This window comes from Micromonospora sp. CPCC 205739 (genome assembly GCF_036906795.1).
Classification (GTDB): Bacteria; Actinomycetota; Actinomycetes; order Mycobacteriales; family Micromonosporaceae; genus Micromonospora.
On sequence record NZ_JBAKHS010000017.1, the window covers coordinates 31460 to 48397 of the forward strand.

The 16938-nt window shown below is 68.7% G+C and carries 15 protein-coding genes, 1 tRNA gene and 1 pseudogene; 14 read left to right on the forward strand and 3 right to left on the reverse strand.

Annotation, left to right across the window (positions count from 1 at the left end; all coding sequences use genetic code 11):
- Positions 1–136 precede the first annotated feature (136 nt).
- From cmk to V6U88_RS22320, 11 genes are all read left to right on the forward strand, one after another.
- Positions 137–817, forward strand: a complete 681-nt coding sequence (cmk, locus tag V6U88_RS22265) for a (d)CMP kinase (RefSeq protein ID WP_334455791.1) — start codon at positions 137–139, stop codon at positions 815–817.
- Positions 814–2220, forward strand: a complete 1407-nt coding sequence (gene der / locus V6U88_RS22270; RefSeq protein ID WP_334455793.1) for a ribosome biogenesis GTPase Der — start codon at positions 814–816, stop codon at positions 2218–2220. The genes cmk and der overlap by 4 nt, the downstream gene beginning before the upstream one ends.
- A gap of 174 nt (positions 2221–2394) precedes the next feature.
- A tRNA-Pro gene (locus tag V6U88_RS22275) sits at positions 2395–2468 on the forward strand.
- Between the two features lie 228 nt (positions 2469–2696).
- Positions 2697–3260 (forward strand): DinB family protein, encoded by a 564-nt coding sequence (locus V6U88_RS22280; RefSeq protein ID WP_334455795.1) that lies wholly within the window; start codon positions 2697–2699, stop codon positions 3258–3260.
- Positions 3261–3504: 244 nt separating this feature from the next.
- Positions 3505–4389, forward strand: a complete 885-nt coding sequence (locus V6U88_RS22290; protein ID WP_089006402.1) for an aminoglycoside phosphotransferase family protein — start codon at positions 3505–3507, stop codon at positions 4387–4389.
- 771 nt (positions 4390–5160) lie between these two features.
- Entirely contained in the window at positions 5161–5859 is a 699-nt protein-coding gene (locus V6U88_RS22295; RefSeq protein ID WP_334455797.1) for an HAD family hydrolase, read from the forward strand.
- Positions 5860–6645: 786 nt separating this feature from the next.
- Entirely contained in the window at positions 6646–6900 is a 255-nt protein-coding gene (locus V6U88_RS22300) for a hypothetical protein (RefSeq protein ID WP_334455798.1), read from the forward strand.
- Positions 6901–7089: 189 nt separating this feature from the next.
- Positions 7090–7542, forward strand: a complete 453-nt coding sequence (locus tag V6U88_RS22305) for a hypothetical protein (protein ID WP_334455800.1) — start codon at positions 7090–7092, stop codon at positions 7540–7542.
- Between the two features lie 40 nt (positions 7543–7582).
- The gene (locus V6U88_RS22310; RefSeq protein ID WP_334455802.1) at positions 7583–8788 is read left to right on the forward strand and encodes a hypothetical protein; all 1206 of its coding nucleotides are present in this window, start codon (positions 7583–7585) and stop codon (positions 8786–8788) included.
- 760 nt (positions 8789–9548) lie between these two features.
- Positions 9549–10622 carry a LysR family transcriptional regulator gene (locus tag V6U88_RS22315; protein WP_334455804.1) on the forward strand — a complete coding sequence of 358 codons (1074 nt, stop codon included), beginning with the start codon at positions 9549–9551 and terminating at the stop codon, positions 10620–10622.
- 448 nt (positions 10623–11070) lie between these two features.
- On the forward strand, positions 11071–11970 hold the full coding sequence (locus tag V6U88_RS22320; protein WP_334455806.1) for a hypothetical protein: 900 nt from the start codon (positions 11071–11073) through the stop codon (positions 11968–11970).
- 262 nt (positions 11971–12232) lie between these two features.
- Here the strand turns inward: V6U88_RS22320 and V6U88_RS22325 are convergent, their stop codons facing one another.
- Positions 12233–12907, reverse strand: a complete 675-nt coding sequence (locus V6U88_RS22325) for a cytidylate kinase family protein (protein ID WP_334455808.1) — start codon at positions 12905–12907, stop codon at positions 12233–12235.
- A 101-nt stretch (positions 12908–13008) separates the two neighbouring features.
- On the opposite strand from V6U88_RS22325, the gene V6U88_RS22330 reads away from it, so the two are divergent.
- Complete coding sequence (locus tag V6U88_RS22330) at positions 13009–13320, forward strand: hypothetical protein (protein ID WP_334455810.1); 312 nt, start codon at positions 13009–13011, stop codon at positions 13318–13320.
- 522 nt (positions 13321–13842) lie between these two features.
- Here V6U88_RS22330 and V6U88_RS30320 read toward each other — a convergent pair.
- Positions 13843–14087 (reverse strand): annotated as a pseudogene (locus tag V6U88_RS30320) (IS630 family transposase); the annotation flags it as partial.
- Between the two features lie 276 nt (positions 14088–14363).
- Positions 14364–15908: a hypothetical protein gene (locus V6U88_RS22340; protein ID WP_334455811.1), complete on the reverse strand. Its 1545-nt coding sequence runs from the start codon at positions 15906–15908 to the stop codon at positions 14364–14366.
- A gap of 39 nt (positions 15909–15947) precedes the next feature.
- On the opposite strand from V6U88_RS22340, the gene V6U88_RS22345 reads away from it, so the two are divergent.
- Positions 15948–16298: a hypothetical protein gene (locus tag V6U88_RS22345; RefSeq protein ID WP_334455812.1), complete on the forward strand. Its 351-nt coding sequence runs from the start codon at positions 15948–15950 to the stop codon at positions 16296–16298.
- Complete coding sequence (locus V6U88_RS22350) at positions 16295–16921, forward strand: tetratricopeptide repeat protein (protein ID WP_334455813.1); 627 nt, start codon at positions 16295–16297, stop codon at positions 16919–16921. The genes V6U88_RS22345 and V6U88_RS22350 overlap by 4 nt, the downstream gene beginning before the upstream one ends.
- The last annotated feature ends 17 nt before the right edge of the window (positions 16922–16938 follow it).

Sequence of the window (16938 nt, forward strand, 5' to 3'; positions counted from 1 at the left end):
GCAGGGTGGCGCGGGTCGCCCCCGGCGGCGTCTCGCGCCGCCGCCCGCGAGGCGCGGGCATGATTGACGATGGACAACCGCTCAACGGCGCCGGAGACACCGGTGACCCGCGAGGTACGGGCTGAGGAGGACGACGGTGGAGGAAAACGTACGGGCCGGGCGCTGCGTGGTCGCTGTGGACGGGCCGTCCGGTACGGGTAAGTCCACCGTCTCGCGGCGGCTCGCCGTCAGCCTCGGTGCCCGCTACCTCGACACGGGGGCCATGTACCGGGCGATCACCTGGGCCGTGCTGCGCTCGGGGGTCGACCTGACCGACGTGGAGTCGGTGGCCAAGGTCGCCCGCGAGGTCGACCTGCGCATCGGCACCGACCCCCAGGGGTACGGGGTGACCGCCGACGGCGTGAACGTCGACCGGGAGATCCGTGGCCCCGAGGTGACCGGGGCGGTCTCCGCCGTGGCCGCCGTGGCGGCGGTGCGCGAGCTGCTGGTCGCTCGGCAGCGTCAGATGATCGCCAACGCCGGCCGGATCGTGGTCGAGGGCCGCGACATCGGCTCGGTGGTGGCGCCCGACGCGGACCTGAAGGTCTACCTGACCGCCTCCGAGACGGCCCGCGCCCAGCGGCGCAGCGCCGAGGACGCGGCCGACGTGGCGGCGACCGCCGCCGACCTGGCCCGGCGGGACCGGCTCGACTCGACCCGCAAGGTCAACCCCCTGCAGCAGGCTCCGGACGCGGTCGAGGTGGACACCACCGAGCTGAGCATCGACGGGGTCGTCGCCCGGCTGCGCGAACTGCTCACCGAACGGGGAGTGGCATGAGCGAGGACAACGGCGGCTGGGTGGAGCTGCGGGAGCCGGACCTCGACGTCGAGGAGCCGTCCGCCCCGCAGCCGGTGGTGGCCGTGGTGGGCCGCCCCAACGTGGGCAAGTCGACGCTGGTCAACCGGATCATCGGCCGCCGTCAGGCGGTCGTCGAGGACGTCCCCGGGGTCACCCGGGACCGGGTGCCCTACGACGCGCAGTGGAACGGCCGGGCGTTCACCGTGGTGGACACCGGTGGCTGGGAGCCGGACGCCAAGGACCGGGCCGCGGCGATCGCCGCGCAGGCCGAGACGGCCGTGGCCACCGCCGACGTGGTGGTCTTCGTGGTCGACGCGATGGTCGGTTCGACCGATGTGGACGAGGCCGCGGTGAAGATGCTGCGGCGCAGCGCCAAGCCGGTCATCCTGGTGGCGAACAAGACCGACAACACCGCCATCGAGATGGAGGCGACCTCGCTCTGGTCGCTCGGCCTCGGTGAGCCGTACCCGGTCTCCGCGCTGCACGGCCGGGGCTCCGGCGAACTGCTCGACGCCATCCTGGACGCCATGCCCGAGGCGCCGAAGATCGTCGAGAACCGGCCCCGCGGCCCGCGCCGGGTGGCGTTGGTCGGCCGCCCCAACGTGGGCAAGTCCAGCCTGCTCAACCGGTTCTCCGGTGAGGAGCGGGCGGTGGTCGACGCGGTCGCCGGCACCACCGTCGACCCGGTCGACAGCCTGGTGGAGATCGGTGGCGAGACCTGGCAGCTGGTGGACACCGCCGGGCTGCGCAAGCGGGTCGGCAAGGCCAGCGGCACCGAGTACTACGCCAGCCTGCGGACCTCGTCGGCCATCGAGGCGGCCGAGGTGGCGGTGGTGCTGCTCGACGCCAGCGAGCCGATCAGCGAGCAGGACCAGCGGATCCTGACCATGGTCACCGAGTCCGGGCGGGCCCTGGTCATCGCCTTCAACAAGTGGGACCTGGTCGACGCCGACCGCCGGTACTACCTGGACAAGGAGATCGACCGGGAGCTGCGGCGCATCCCCTGGGCGATCCGGCTCAACCTGTCGGCGATGACCGGCCGGGCTGTCGACAAGCTCGCGCCGGCGCTGCGCAAGGCGCTGGCGAGCTGGGAGACCCGGGTGCCGACCGCGCAGCTCAACCAGTGGCTGACCGCGCTGGTGCAGGCCACCCCGCACCCGGTGCGCGGTGGCCGGGCCCCGAAGATCCTCTTCGCCACCCAGGCGGGGGTCGCGCCGCCGCGGTTCGTGCTCTTCACCACCGCGCCGCTGGACGCCGGCTACCAACGCTTCGTCGAGCGCAAGCTGCGCGAGGAGTTCGGCTTCGAGGGCAGCCCGGTGGAGATCTCCGTACGCCCGCGCAAGAAGCTCGGCCCCGGCGGCCGCGGCAAGGCGCACGGCTGACCCTGTTTTTCCTGGATGCCGGGGGGAGCGCCGCTCCCCCCGGCATCCTCTTTCCTAGGACGCTCTAGGGGGAGTGGCGGGGGACGCCGCGACGCGGGAGGGGCCTGTGCGCGTGGTGCGAAGATCCTGCGCTAAGCTGTACCGGCTGCCGCGGGGGAGACCGCGCGGGGGCATCGGGACGTGGCGCAGCTTGGTAGCGCACTTGACTGGGGGTCAAGGGGTCGTCGGTTCGAATCCGGCCGTCCCGACGCAGGTCAAAGGCCATCTGGAATCTTCCAGATGGCCTTTTCTGATCTTGTACAGCAGCGAAGTACAGCAACGGCTCATTGAGTCTTCGCCATCTTCGAACATGCAGGTCGGAGGCTCTGGCGTGGCGCTCGCTCGGGATACTCATGCTGATCTCGGGCGCGGCCCACGGCTGGCGACGGCGTCCGCGAGGGTCTCAGCCAGGTCTCCGTTGTATGTAGTGTGCGGAAGTGACAAGAAGCGAGCGACTCGCGGACCAGCTGGACCGGCACTGGCACAAGAACCTGCGGCCGCGGCTGCACGGTCTTGCCGATGAGGAGTACTTCTGGGAGCCGGTGCGTGGCTGCTGGAGCATCCGCCCACGTGGCACGTCGGCCGCACCGATGTCGGTGGGTTCGGGGGAATGGACGATGGACTCCGCGTCCCCTGACCCGGTGCCGGCGCCGGTGACCACGATTGCCTGGCGGCTGGCGCACATCATCGTCTCCTGCCTCGGCTATCGGGTCGGATGGCACTTCGGCGGCCAGGACGTCGACTCTCAGACATTCGCCTACGCGGGGACCGCTGACGAGGCGCTAAAACAGCTCGATGAGATGTATGGGAGATGGAACGCGGGGGTCCGCGAGCTCTCGGACGCTGACCTGGAGAATCCGCCGACGGTGGGTCCCGAGCGGTTTCCCATGGAGGGCATCGTCCTGCACGTCAACCGGGAGCTGATCCATCACGGCGCCGAGATTTCCCTGCTGCGCGACCTCTACCGCTGTCAGGACGGAGCCGTACCGCGCCGCATATGACTTTCCGGTAACCGGCGATCGAGCTTCGGAAACCTACGTGGACCTCAGTGCGCGCGCTGGTCAGCAGTGAAACGACGATGTAGGCGTGCAAGGTGCTGCTCTCAGCAGCGGACAGGAGTGCCTTGGCGTGGTCGAGTGTCAGTGACCCGTCCAAGCCGACGGCGGCGCGGTCAATCCGGCGCACGATTCGGCCTGGTCCGAATTCAATTGACAGGATGATCAAGCGGGTTCTACGGTCGCGCCGATGCGCCCTGGAGAGATCGTCGTCGCTGTCGAGCAGGTACGTGCCCTGATCGACGAGCAGTTCCCCGAATGGTCGGACCTGCCGATCGTTCCGCAGCCGTTGAACGGCACCGACAACGCGCTGTTCCGGCTGGGTGATTCCCTGACGGCACGGCTGCCGCGGGCGCAGTGGGCGGTCGACCAGGTGGCGACCGACGCGACCTGGCTGCCGCGGCTGGCGCCGCATCTTCCGGTGCCGGTGCCGGTGCCGGTCGCGGTCGGCCGGCCGGGCGGGGACTATCCGTGGCCGTGGACGGTCGTCCCGTGGCTGGACGGGCGCAATCCGGAAGCCGGGCAGGACCTCGTCGACCTCGCCGTCGACCTCGCCGGCTTCGTGCGCGCGATGATCGCGATCGACCCGATGGGCGGGCCGGTCAAGGAGGGGATTCAGCGCGGCGTACCTCTGGTGCAGCGGGACGAGCTGACCCGCCGGTCGATCGCGGCGCTGGGCGACCGGATCGACGGGCGGGCGGTGACCGCGGCGTGGGACGAGGCGATGGCGGCGGACGAGTGGCCCGGACCGCCGGTATGGCTGCACGGTGATCTCCTGGAAGGCAACCTGCTGGTCGACCGGGGCAGGCTCACCGGGGTGATCGACTTCGGCGGTCTCGGCCGCGGCGATCCGGCGGTCGAGGTGCGGCCGGGCTGGAGCCTGTTCGATGCCCGCGCGCGGGCCGCCTACCGGGAGGCGCTCGGGTTCGACGAGGCGACCTGGGTGCGCGGGTGGGCTTGGATGCTGTCGGGCTCGCTCTACTGGCTGGCGGACCTGTGGGACTCGATCAGCGAGGACGACCGCGAGGACACGATCCGCTACATCGACTACATCGTGCGTCACCGCCACGACTGAACCTGCGGTGCCCACGCGATCACCGTCGGGCGACGGCTAGGACGGCAGCGTCGAGAGCCCGGCCGCCAAGCTGGGCCGGCTGACGCTGGGCGAGCAGCGCGGCCGGGGCCGCCCACCTTGCGAGTCGGATGTCGCAGATCAGTTGGCGGACGACTGTCGCGCATCAGTCGACGGAGGACAGGCCGACTGCCGGCGAGTGGTCCAAAGTTTCTGTACGTCTTCAAGGCGGCCCGCAACGGGCCGCACGCGCCGCCGCCAGGGCGCGTGGCCTGCACTTCGCTGTCGCTCCGCTCCGGCCACGCAAGACGCCCGGCGGCTGGCGCGGAGAGCGGGGAAGCCCGGAGGGCCGCCGCAGAACGACAGACCGTTGACCGGTGATGTGGTAGGCCGGCAGCCGGCCGAGCCGCGCGACCACGAGCCCGCGCGGCGTAGGGCAGGGCACGCCGGCTGCGTCGGCGAGCCGGCGGCGGTCGCGGGGTTGCGGTTACTGCGCATCCGGCGGGGGCGCTCCGGCTCCAGGATGGCCGGGGCTGCGCCGGCGGGTCGCGGTCCGTGGGTGGTGGCGGTAGGCCATTCCGCCTGCCATCGACCCGGGCAAGCCGAGCAGACCACCGCCCGGCCCGCCAGCGTCCGTACGAACCGTCAAGGTCCGCTTGACGTGGCGGGCCGGGCGGCGGCCCGCTCCCCAGAAAGGCGGGTCGATGGCAGACGGGATGGCAAGCAAGGTAACAGCGGTGATGATCTCAGTAGGATGCTGAGATGTCTCGACCAGTGATCTTCGACCTCTTCCATACCCTGATCCAGGGGGCCGACGAGGAGCGTGACCGGGTAGTCGGCGGGATGGCGGTCATGGTTGGGGTGGCTCCGGCCGAGCTGGTCGCCGCGTACCACGCCACCTGGCGGGACCGACTGGTCCGGTGGGACGTGGAGGAGACCGTCCGCATCCTCGCCGGACGCCTCGGCGGCACACCAACCAACGAACAGGTGACACGGGCCGGTGAGCATCGGCGAGCCCTCGGGCGCCGGGTGCTGGACAGCGTCTCGACCGCCACTCTGGACGTGCTCGACGCGCTACGCGGCGACGGGCATCCGCTGGCCCTCATCAGCAACGCCACCTCGGACACTGCCGAGGCATGGCCGCAGAGTCCGCTTGCCCAACGGTTCGATGTCGCGGTCTTCTCCTGCGATGTCGGGCTGGCCAAGCCCGACCCGGCGATCTATCACCTTGCTGCCGAGCGCCTGGGTATTGGGCCGGCGGAGTGCGTCTTTGTTGGCGACGGCGCAGACGGTGAGCTGGCCGGGGCGGCAGCGGTCGGTATGACCGTCTTCCGGACCACGGAGCACAACGACACCGACCCGGGCTGGGGCGGGCGGGCTTTCGCTACCCTGGGCGACCTGCCCGCCATACTCCGAGAGCCGTTCAAGGTCATGGAGCCGTCCGGGGCACACACGGGGCACAAAACAGCGTGAAACGTCGGCAAACAGCGACCAATGACTTGAGCCCAAAACGGGACGTGACCAGCGCGCCGACCAGGCTGCCGCAGGAGGGCGCACCTAAGTTCCGCTTCAACATGTGTACTTGCGGCAACCCGGTTGCCTCAGCCGAGGCGGTCTTGGTTGGCCTCACTCCCAGTCACCTCACCCGACCACCAGCCGGGTTGGTCAGACTCGTGCAAACGCACTGTCAGAAGGCAGCCGCCGGCCTCCTCGATGAAGTCAAGCAGCGCTGCCTGCGCTTGCGTCGGAGGGACGTCGGAGGGCACGGAGAGCGCTCCGTCCAAGACGCCCTTCCCGGAGTACACGGCGCACCGCCACTTCGGTGCGGTAGAGCACGAGACCGGTGGGCCGGCGCAGTGTTGCACGCCAGTCGGCGTGCTTAGAAGCCATGACCACATCTTGGCATCGCAGGTGTTCGTCAGCGGGGCGGCAGACGCGACAGCAACAGTGACAGCAACAGTGACAGCAACGGGCTCGAACGGAGACACCCGGGGCGAGCACCCCGTGGACGATCGGCCGACGTCGGCGACGTGAACGGATGCCGGCAGACGAGGCGGCAGTTCCTACAAGCGAGGGGCCGGTTCTCCGGGCCGTCGCTGGGCTGTCAGATGCCGACCAAAGACGACCGACGACGCCCAGCAGCGCCCGAAGAAACAGCAGGTCAGCCACCATGCAAGGGCGGCTGACCTGGTGGGCGACGGACGAGTCGACCTGTACGCCGGATTCTGGTCTGGACGAGCGGCTGGCTACCGTCTGGGCATGCCCGAGGACCATTTTGCGATGAAGCTAAGCCACGACCAGGCGCTGGTGCTATCAGACTGGCTTGATCGCGTGATCGGGACGGCGGCGTTCGATCGCCTGGTCGACGACCCCGCCGTCTGGTCTGCGTTGTACAGCATCAGCGGTCCCTTGGAGACCTCGCTGCCTGAGCTGTTCATGCCGGACTACAAGGCGCGGTTGGAAGCGGCTCGGGAACGCCTCGGGGGAGCGAGCCGGCCCATGACGGGTGAGTGAAAACTTGGGTGACGACCGGAGCGGACGCGCCTGGACGGGCCAGGATGACGACGGACTGTTTCCGCAGGTCGTTCATGCTGCCAGCGCAGGTCACACATGCACGCTGGTTCTTTCACACCGAAGGCGTCAGGGCCTAAGTGGTTGGCACCGGGGCAGCCCGCAGTCGCGGCGTAGGCGAGGATTGCTGCCATGGCTGACGTTCCGAGTGCGTCTCGCTGCTCGATCCAGCATCGTTGGGGAAGCGGCGAGGAGGTTTCTTCGGTTGACCAGCTTGGGGTTCTGCTTGAGGAGCTAGAGGCCGACGACCCGGAGCACCCTGACGTGTGGATCAGCGATAACGAGGCTGGCTACAGCGTGTCGGCGTTCGCGGGAAGCCGAGGGCTTGTGATCTGGGAGGATCACGACGAAGTCCGCGGCCCGCTGCACATGGATGGCTACTCGCGGCCCCAAATGCTGGACCTGTTCCGGGTGGTTCTGCAGGGGCGAGTGGCCGAGGTCGATTCGCTGCCCTGGTTGCCGGGATACGGAAACCGACCGACGGTGACGATGAGAGCCCGCACCGAAGCGTTCGCCGTGCCCGATGCGTGCCCGATGCAGCGGTCAACACCGGCCCACAGCGGCACCCCGGCAGCCGCAAGCTGAACGCTCCGTGCTCCCTCGCCAGGCAGCGCGACTACCGACGGTGCGGATCAACCCGATTCCCAAGCTGATGCTCGGCACCTTCCAGACTGACGGTGCGGCTGCTCGCCTTCGTCTTGTTCGGGTAAGTTGCCTGGGCGTGATGATTAGCGAGCCTGTGTTGGTTGCCGAAGTCGCACCGCCGTCGGCTACCTCGTCGCCGATCATCCCGCCGGCTCTCGCCAACGCCCGGCGGTTCCAGTGGATCGCCGATGGCACTGCTCACGTCCTGGACTGTGCTTCGCTTACCGACGGTGGCTCACTCGGACCATATGTGACGTTCCCGATCGCCGGCTGGACGAAGCGGGCCAGCGGTGACATTGCCCCGGACGGCACCTCCGTGGTCTACGCGACGCAGACCGAGGTCGCCTGCGTGCTTGCGGATGGCACCGTACGGTGGCAGATACCGCTCGACCCGCCCGCACACTCGTCCATCGGCCGGGCTGACTGCGCGTTTTCGCTCGACGGCAAGCAACTATGGCTGTATCTGCCGGATGCGATGCTTGGCCGGGGCGAGGACTGTTGGCGGGTGCTCGACCCCGCCGACGGAACACTCATCGCTGAGACCACCCTGCCCACGGTCGGGCAAGGCGCGGTGCACGCGATGCACCCGGACGGCCAGCAGGTGATCCTCGACGTCGGGGAAGGCCAGGACGGGCTGTACCTGTTCCGGGGTAGCTTGGACGGCGGCCGCCTGGTGGTCGAACCGTATTCCTGGCACGACCAGGGCTGCGCCGCCATGGCCCCGGACGGTCTGTCGTTCATGACGCTGAGCCACGAGGAAGACGAAATCACCTTCTGGACCTTCCCAGAGGGGCAGCGGCAGTTGTCCCTGACCCTGGACGCTTTCGGCCCGCCGATTGCCGGTGTGAATGGGGCAGACAACACCGAGCTCGACGATGCGGACGAGAACGACGAGCAGGACGACGAGTTTGCGGCCGATGTTGAGGTCGAGGACCTGGCGCGTTTTGGGTTCGACGGTGGCTACCTCGACGCTGCTCGGGCCATGATTCTCGTTGACGACACCGGGGACATGGAGGAGCACCGGCACTTCCTCGTCGACGTCGCAACCGGTCGGCCGCTTACGCAGCTCCGGGTGGCGGCGACGGAGACTCCGATGTTGCTCGGGGACGGTTCGTGGTTGTCGATCGGCGACGAGGGCAAGGTCACCCGCTGGAGGATGCCGCACCCGCCCCATCTGCCTGAGTGACGATCGGGGCGCACACTGGCAGACGAGCATGGACGCTGGCGGAGTATCACTCCAGCTCACTTCGCCAACAACGCCAGGTCAGAGCCGAGTGCTGGTTGCCTGGGGGTCAAGGGGTCGTCGGTTCGAATCCGGCCGTCCCGACGCAGGTCAAAGGGCCATCCGGAATCTTCCGGGTGGCCTTTTCTGATTCGGCCAGAGACTAGCGACCTCGGCGGTCTAGTCCTGCCCGGCATCATCTTTCACCAGGATCCGGACATCGATCATCTTCGCCGGCCTGCGGTTCGCTAGTACAACCCGCTCATCCTGCTGCCACCCATTGCGGGTCCCACCCATCCCCATACGCAGCGTGCCGCACGTCGTTGGCGTGGAGGCAGCCGGACTACCCCTACCACCGCACCGCTTCCGCTCCTCGCCGCTGCGCGGCTGCGGACGCGTTCTAGCCGGGGTCGACAGACCGCCCGGGCGGCACCCGCACCGTCTGTCGAGGCGAGTGCCACCCGAGTTGCCGGGACGACGGTGGCCGGCGGGCACGACGTCGCCTCTGTTCGGGGCTGGCCAGCCAACGACACACCCCCGTGAAGGTGTCGGTGACGACCAGCATTCGAGCGGTGCGCCGGCTGCGTACCGCTCAGCGGGCGTTGTCTTCATCGATCCTCAAACCACCCTTGGTAGGCACCGGTGCGTACCAGGCGGTGGCCTTGAGTACGGGGGCGGCAGCACGAATGCCGGCCGGTCCCCTGCGAGTCGCCCTACCCGAACAATGCCCGCAGACCCGCCCGGCGTACAGGCGCTGGGTGATGGCGATTCGGTGGAGATTGATAACTTTTTCTTTATGGATCGTTACTGCCTCGACGAGCGGCTACAACCCCGGTTCCCATCCGCCTCGCGTGAACCCAGCCTTCATCAACTGCGGCTGTTCCTGGTCCTGGCCGAGGAGTTGCATTTCGGTCGGGCCGCCCAACGGCTCTTCCTGAGCCAGCCGGCCCTCAGCCAGCAGATCCGCGCACTGGAGGACCGGCTCGATGTCAACCTGCTGCACCGTTCCTCCCGCCAGGTGCAGCTCACCCTCGCGGGTCAGGCTCTGCTACCCAAGGCACGCGACTCGGTCGACGCCATGACCCGGCTACAGGACCTCGCCGCCGCGTACTCTCGGACGACCCAGGGCAAGCTGCGGATCGGAGCCATCGGCGGGGAGGCCTTCATGCCCTACGCGACCGCCATCCTCACCGAGTTGTCCACCCAGCACCCCGCGATCACCGTCGAGATCCGCTCGGTCCACTTCGTCGAGCAGGTCTACGCCTTACCCCGGGGCGACGTGGACGCGGCGTTCCTACGTCCGCCGCTGCCGCCAGGGCTACGGAGCCTGCACCTGTCGACTGAGCCCCGGGTCGCCTGCCTGCCCGCTGACGATCCGCTGGTGACGCAGGCGCCGTTGACCCTGGCGCAGCTGTCTGACCGGGTGATGGTCGACGTCCCGATCCCGGAACTACGACAGTGGTGGGACTTCTGGACGGTCAACCCCCGCCCCGACGGCAGTGCCGTACGGTACGGGCCGATAGCCGGGGACATGGAGGTGCTGCTGTCGGCGGTCGCTCGTGGCCAGGCCATCGCCTTCCTGCCCGCCGAAGCCCGCCACGCCTACACCCGCCGGGGCGTCGCCTACGTCGATGTCATCGACCTACCGCCGTCCACAGCGGCCCTGGCCTGGCTCCCCCGCCGCGACAACCCTGCCCTCACCGCCCTGCTCCAGGCCGCACGCACCGTGGTAGGCCGTGCTGACCATGATTGGGGGGCGAGGGGCCGGCCTGATTCTGCCTTGTCCAGCGAGGGGTGACTGGCACAGCATCCCGACCGCCTGGACCCGATGTCAGGGCGGGTTCTTGACCGGCCGCCGTCACCAGTCCGGTGACGGATCGAGTAGCCGCCAAATCCGGCGGCTCGCTCATGTCGGCCGAGTGCCCCTGCCGCAGGCAGATTCACCTCCACCCGTTCGGTCATGGGAGAGACCGTAACCCCAGTTGATCACCTGCGTATCGTCCTGACTGCGACGGTGACTATCCATCAGCGATGCTGACGCAGCGCCTGGCGGTGATCTGGTGACGACGTACCGGCGGCGCGGGCATTGGCGCACCGGTTCGGGCGGCACTCGGCACTGGGTGAGCACCCACAAGGTGACCCGCTCGTCTGCCAGGTCCTCCGCGTCGCTTCGGCGGAGCTACGCGAGACCATCCTTCACAGCGTCAGCGAAGCCACCGCGAGGCCCCGCGAGCACCTCTAGCAGCGTGGTGGGGTGGATCAGCCCGAATGCTCGCTGCCCGATCTGCGGCGCGGCGGTCTACTTCTACGCCAATGAGCGCGGTAGCCGCGTCTTCTTCGATGACCTGGGGCCGCCGTGGCCCAAGCATCCGTGCACTGACAATCCCATGCGGCAGGTGACGACGGTCAGTGGTCGCCGGGCACCCCACGTCCGTGACTTCAGTGTCGGACAGCGCCCGGGCGATCTGCGCGACCGTCGATGGAAGACGCACGTGGTCGACGGCGTCACGATCGAGGGCGGGCAGTCGCGGATCACTCTCGAGCCGCTGGGTGAGTCCGAGCGGAAGCCCACTTGGACTGTGTCGAGGCCGTTGCCCCTGCGGGCGGGCGACCTCGTGTTCGTGAGGGCACGGCAGATGTCGTATTTCGACACCGGCACGTGCGAACCCGTGGTCGTCGAGGATGCCGGGCGGCCCCCTGCGATCGCTCAAAGGCTGATCACCGAACGGGACAGGCAGCACGTCCTGGCGACGCTCATCCCGCGAGTGGCCGCAGGGGAGCTGAGGACCGGCGAATTGGCGGACGTGAAGGTCGCCGTTCAAGCCGCCCGAACTCGCGGCGAGCTGGCCGATGCACTCAAGATCAGAGTCGAAGACCTGAAGATCGCGCCGCCTCGCCCCGGCGACCTGTGGCTGCTCGCGATCGCGTTCGTGCTCATGGTCGGGGCGACCACTGCCGCCGAGGGCGGACGCTCCTTCCTGATGATGCTTCCCGGACTGCTGCTCATGGCGACGGCGGTCTACCGTCTGAACCCGGACATGGAACGTGGGCCCCGGATCGTCCTTGCCGTGTCGGCAGCCCTGGTGGCGATCTGTCCCGCCGGTGCGCTCGGCGGTGCGATCCAGGTCGAGATCCTCCACCACTGACCGCGAACCGGCCGGTCCGTTTCCTCTATCGCCAGCTGGCGGTCTGGTCCCGGCAGCATCCCCAGCGAGCCCGAAGCCGCCCGGCAGCGCAGATTGCCGTACTGCCCGCCACCATAGGTGCCGGGCAGCCCACGGCCGACTGGCAGGAGCGCGTATCGTTTGACGCGAGTTCCCCCGGCGGGCCAGCCGCTGTCGGAGCGGGTCACGCACCGTAGCCGCAGCGGGCTTGCGTCGATATCCGGATCTGTCGAGTTGAGTGCGGTCAGTGCCTTTGGATCTCCCAGGCCGGCTGCTGGGGCTCGTCGTTGTGCACAATGATGTCGACGCGATCGGTCGGGCAGACCGTAGCGAAGTAGAACTGCTGGGAGGGGATGTAACGCTCGCGCCAGCGCCGTTCGACGTCGGCCGGAGATGACAACCGGCGCTCTCGGATCACGGCACGATCCACGGTCTTCTCGAGGGCCGTCGACACGAAGATGCGCAGGTCCCACCGATCAATCAGCTCTGGGCGCATGAGGAAGACGCCGTCGAAGACCAGGACGGCGTCGGCGGGGGCGGTCGTGGCCGGCGGGGACAAGGCAGTGTCCCTGGTGTGGTCGTAGACCACGTGTTGGAAGCGTCGATCTCCGCCCGGGCCGAGCGGATCGAGCAGAACCCGGTTCAGCGCGCCGTAGTCGTGAGTGTCGAAGTAGCAGCCTTCGGCCGAGTACTCGCCGCGCGGATAGCGTTGCGCCCGGGGAAAGAGGAAATCGTCGATCGCCGCGCGGATAACGTCGTGGCCCTGTGTGTGCAGGACGACCGCCAGTTCGTCGGCGAGGGTGGTCTTGCCGGCGGCGGGCGGTCCGTCGATGGCAACTCGCGTCGGGTGTGCGACGGTGACGGACCCGACTGCCTCAGCTAGGCGGCCGAGCAACTCGTCGCGGGTGCCTTGGTCCATGTCCTGCCCCGTCCTAGTATCGCAAGGTCGCCATGTCGGGCCGACCATATGCGCGCCAGCCCTTTCGCGCCTGCCACTGCCGGAGTAAGCGAAGTTGCCGCATGCGGAAGTGGCTGTGGTCGTGGCGCAAACGCACTGTCATGCCGACCCTTTTCAAGGAGTCCTCCGACGAGGAGAGAAAGGAGCGGCTGGGCGAGCTGGGGCCGATGGTCCTGGAGATCATCAACGCCCACGTCCACTCCTTCTCGCTGGTCGCCTCCGAGGAGGAAGCCCTCGTGCTGGACGCCCAGGGCATCGCCATCCTCACAGAGCTGATGTCCCTTGTCCGCCCTAGGCCGAGGCGCCCTCGGGTTCGGTGCGTGCAAGCGCAGCAATTGGGAGTGGCAGTTGCCCTGCAGGATGTCGCTCGATGAACTCGCGAAACACCTCAACCTGAGCCCCGGCTTCTCCACGACGATCTGTCCACGACACTTGCCAGCTACGCGCAGAACGGCGGCATCCGCGGATGTGCCCTTCAGCCTGCGCCGGCCGGCCGCGCTGGCCAGCACCGGCGGGCACTCGGAGCAGGCGGCCCGCCCGGTACGAGGAGTCGATGGAGGTGCTCCGCAAGCTCGGCGACCATGCCACCGAAGCCGGCGGCCTCTGCGAGCTCGCCCTGCTCGGCATCGATCGGGGTGACCGCCACCCAGGCCGAGAAGCTGCTCGACACCGCGTTGCGTCTGATGTGGTAGATCGGCTCCCGGCCAGTGGAGATCGGGATCCGGCAGCAGCAGGGCAACCTCTACCTGGACAAGGGTGATTAGGACAGTCTGCCCGGCGGCCACTGCGGTCCGTAGCGGCTGAGGGTCTCATTGATGCGTGACGGTGCGGCGGTGACGTTGTCGACCGGCCCCGCCGCAGTCGGGCTGTACGACATGGACGGTATCGGCGATCACCGCGATCAGGCGAGGGCGGCACCAGCGGGCCTGCTCGCGCACGCGCCGGTACATGGTGGGCAGCCTCATCTCCGGGCGGCCCAGGGCCTGCCGTACCGGGCGGCGTTCCACGCACTCGGCGTGCCAAGCAGCGCAAAGATCCGGTCCCGCTCGCTCAGGCATGCCCGCCCAGACGGGAGCGGCCACCGCGGGGCCGGTGGTACCCCGCCAGACCTTCAGATCGTGACGGTGATCCATCGCCGAATGTGACGAGTCCTTGGGATGAGCCGCCGCATGGCGGTCCAGGATGCGGCGACCGGGACTTGTGCCACTGTTTGTGAAGGAATCTACTTTATCCGAAACCTCCATCTGGGGCCAAAACCCCTCTCAGGGGACGATTCGGTCGAATACGCTGCGACTCGCCCGCGAAATGGCGGTACGTCACTATTAAGTAGCTCTGGGTGTGTCCGGGGTGGCTCTCTGGAGGGGTCATGAGCAACAACCGACGGCTGCGGCGAGGGCTGGAGCACGGCCGCGCCGCTTCAGGGTTGAGTTCTGCCCTGCTGGTGGTCGGGATGACGGGTGGCCCCGCAGCCGCAGCGCAACCTGTGGAAGCGAAATCGTCCGCCCAGGGCGTGCACATCGGTACGCCCGATCCGCTCGGCCAGTACGGCGGGTGGCCATCGTCCTGGTCGGCTGTCCGCCAAGACGGCGGCGGACCTGACGATTCGTGGGACCACTACCCCGTCAGGCCACCGGACTACGGCCCGCAGGGCTGGCAGGGCCCGTGGGGTGGGCACGACGGGGGCAGGCGGCCGAACTGGGATTACCCGCACGACTCGCAAGGCTCCCAGGGCACTCAAGGCCCCCAAGGTGTTCAAGGCCCCCAGGGAATTCACGGTGCCCAGGGCGACGCGGGTGCTCAAGGTGCTCAAGGCGGCCAGGGCGATGTCGGCGCTCAAGGTGCCCAGGGCGAGGCAGGGGCTCAAGGCGCTCAAGGATTTCAGGGTGCCCAGGGCAGCGCGGGCGTTCAAGGCGCTCAAGGAGCCCAAGGCGATGCAGGCGCGCAAGGCGCTGGAGGAGCCCAGGGCGAGGCGGGCGTTCAAGGCGCTCAAGGCGCCCAGGGCGATACGGGCGCGCAGGGCGTCCAGGGAGTGCAGGGTGCCCAGGGCGAGGCGGGGGCTCAAGGCGTTCAAGGCGTTCAAGGTGCTCAAGGATTTCAGGGTGCCCAGGGCGCGCAGGGCGCGCAGGGCGTCCAGGGCGCGCAGGGTGCCCAGGGCGAGGCGGGGGCTCAAGGCGTTCAAGGTGCTCAAGGATTTCAGGGTGCCCAGGGCGATGCGGGCGCCCAGGGCGCGCAGGGTGCCCAGGGCGAGGCGGGCGTTCAAGGCGTTCAAGGTGCTCAAGGATTCCAGGGTGCCCAGGGCGAGGCGGGCGCGCAGGGCGCCCAGGGCGCCCAGGGTGCCCAGGGCGAGGCGGGCGCGCAGGGTGCCCAGGGCGATGCAGGCGTCCAGGGCGCGCAGGGCGTCCAGGGCGATGCGGGCGTCCAGGGCGCGCAGGGTGCCCAGGGCGATGCGGGCGCTCAGGGCGTTCAAGGTGCCCAGGGTGATGCGGGCGTCCAGGGCGCGCAGGGTGCCCAGGGTGATGCGGGCGTCCAGGGCGCCCAGGGCGTCCAGGGCGAGGCGGGCGTTCAAGGTGCTCAAGGTGCCCAGGGTGATGCGGGCGCCCAGGGTGCCCAGGGATTTCAGGGTGCCCAGGGCGAGGCGGGCGCCCAGGGCGCGCAGGGTGCCCAGGGCGAGGCGGGCGCCCAAGGTGCCCAAGGAGATGCGGGCGTCCAGGGCGCGCAGGGTGCCCAGGGCGAGGCGGGCGTTCAAGGTGCTCAAGGATTTCAGGGTGCTCAAGGCGATGCGGGCGCCCAGGGCGCCCAGGGCGTCCAGGGCGAGGCGGGGGCTCAAGGCCTTCAAGGCGCTCAAGGATTTCAAGGTGCCCAGGGCGACGCGGGCGCTCAAGGTGCCCAGGGCGCCCAGGGTGAAGCGGGCGTTCAAGGTGCTCAAGGATTTCAGGGTGCCCAGGGCGAGGCGGGCGCTCAAGGTGCCCAGGGTGACGCGGGTGCCCAGGGCCCGCAGGGAGTGGCGGGCAACGGAATCCAGTCCGCCTACATTCAGGGCCCGCTGACCGTGATTGCGGACACCCCCGTCAATTTCGGGTGTGAGCCCGGAGACATTGCTGTCGGAACCGGATACCAGCTCTCGGGTGCGGGCGTCAATCCGGTGCTAATCCAGCCGCTTTCGATCAGTGGCTACCAGTTCACCTTCACCGGCGGAGGCGCCGACATCTGGGTGTCCTGCATCTCACCCACCACGCCGGTGGTGTTCGGGCCTGCGGCCAACACGTCGGGCCGGGCGACGGCCGACAGTAGCAATGCCAGCCGGCCGAACGGCAAGTCGGACCGCTCCGTTACCGTTAAGGAGGAAGAATGAGCATGCGTCAGGTATTCGGGTCACTCGCCTGTGGTGCGGTCCTGCTGACCGGAGTCGCGGGATGCAGCGAGAAGTCTGCTGACAAGCCGCAGACGAGCAACTCCGGCAACAGCGACAAGGCGAACGGCGGCACCAACACCGGAACCGCCCCGGCGGATTTGCTGAAGCTGGGTGTCGAGCAGGGCCAAGCCGGCAACTTCGACGCGGCGAAGGCCACCTTCGAGAAGGTGCTGGCCGCCGAGGCCGACAACAAGTTCGCCTGGTTCAATCTGGGCTTCATCGCCCAGTCGCGCAACCAGGCCGACGAGGCGATCCGCAACTACGACAAGGCATTGGCGGCCGATGCCAACTACAAGCCGGCCCTCTACAACAAGGCCATTGCACTGGAAAGGAAGGCCCCGACGACGTCGATGGACATCTACCGCAAGGTGGTGTCGATCGACAACAAGTCGTCAACCGCCTACCTCCGACTGGGCATGCTGCTGTCCCAATCCGGTGACGACGCGGCAGCCCGGGACGCCTTCAAGGCGGCGATCCGACTGGACAAGGGGCTCACCTCAGCCGTTCCGGCTAAGTACCGCACAGCCCCGACCGCTAAGTCCTCGGCTCCGGCGGGCAGGTGATTGGCTCAATGCATGCA

Coding starts and splice junctions, on each gene's coding strand:
- V6U88_RS22350 (WP_334455813.1), top strand. CDS start 16,295: ATGAGCATGCGTCAGGTATTCGGGTCACTCGCCTGTGGTGCGGTCCTG.
- der (WP_334455793.1), top strand. CDS start 814: ATGAGCGAGGACAACGGCGGCTGGGTGGAGCTGCGGGAGCCGGACCTC.
- V6U88_RS22315 (WP_334455804.1), top strand. CDS start 9,549: ATGCCCGCAGACCCGCCCGGCGTACAGGCGCTGGGTGATGGCGATTCG.
- V6U88_RS22300 (WP_334455798.1), top strand. CDS start 6,646: ATGCCCGAGGACCATTTTGCGATGAAGCTAAGCCACGACCAGGCGCTG.
- V6U88_RS22330 (WP_334455810.1), top strand. CDS start 13,009: ATGCGGAAGTGGCTGTGGTCGTGGCGCAAACGCACTGTCATGCCGACC.
- V6U88_RS22305 (WP_334455800.1), top strand. CDS start 7,090: ATGGCTGACGTTCCGAGTGCGTCTCGCTGCTCGATCCAGCATCGTTGG.
- V6U88_RS22290 (WP_089006402.1), top strand. CDS start 3,505: ATGCGCCCTGGAGAGATCGTCGTCGCTGTCGAGCAGGTACGTGCCCTG.
- V6U88_RS22325 (WP_334455808.1), bottom strand. CDS start 12,907: ATGGACCAAGGCACCCGCGACGAGTTGCTCGGCCGCCTAGCTGAGGCA.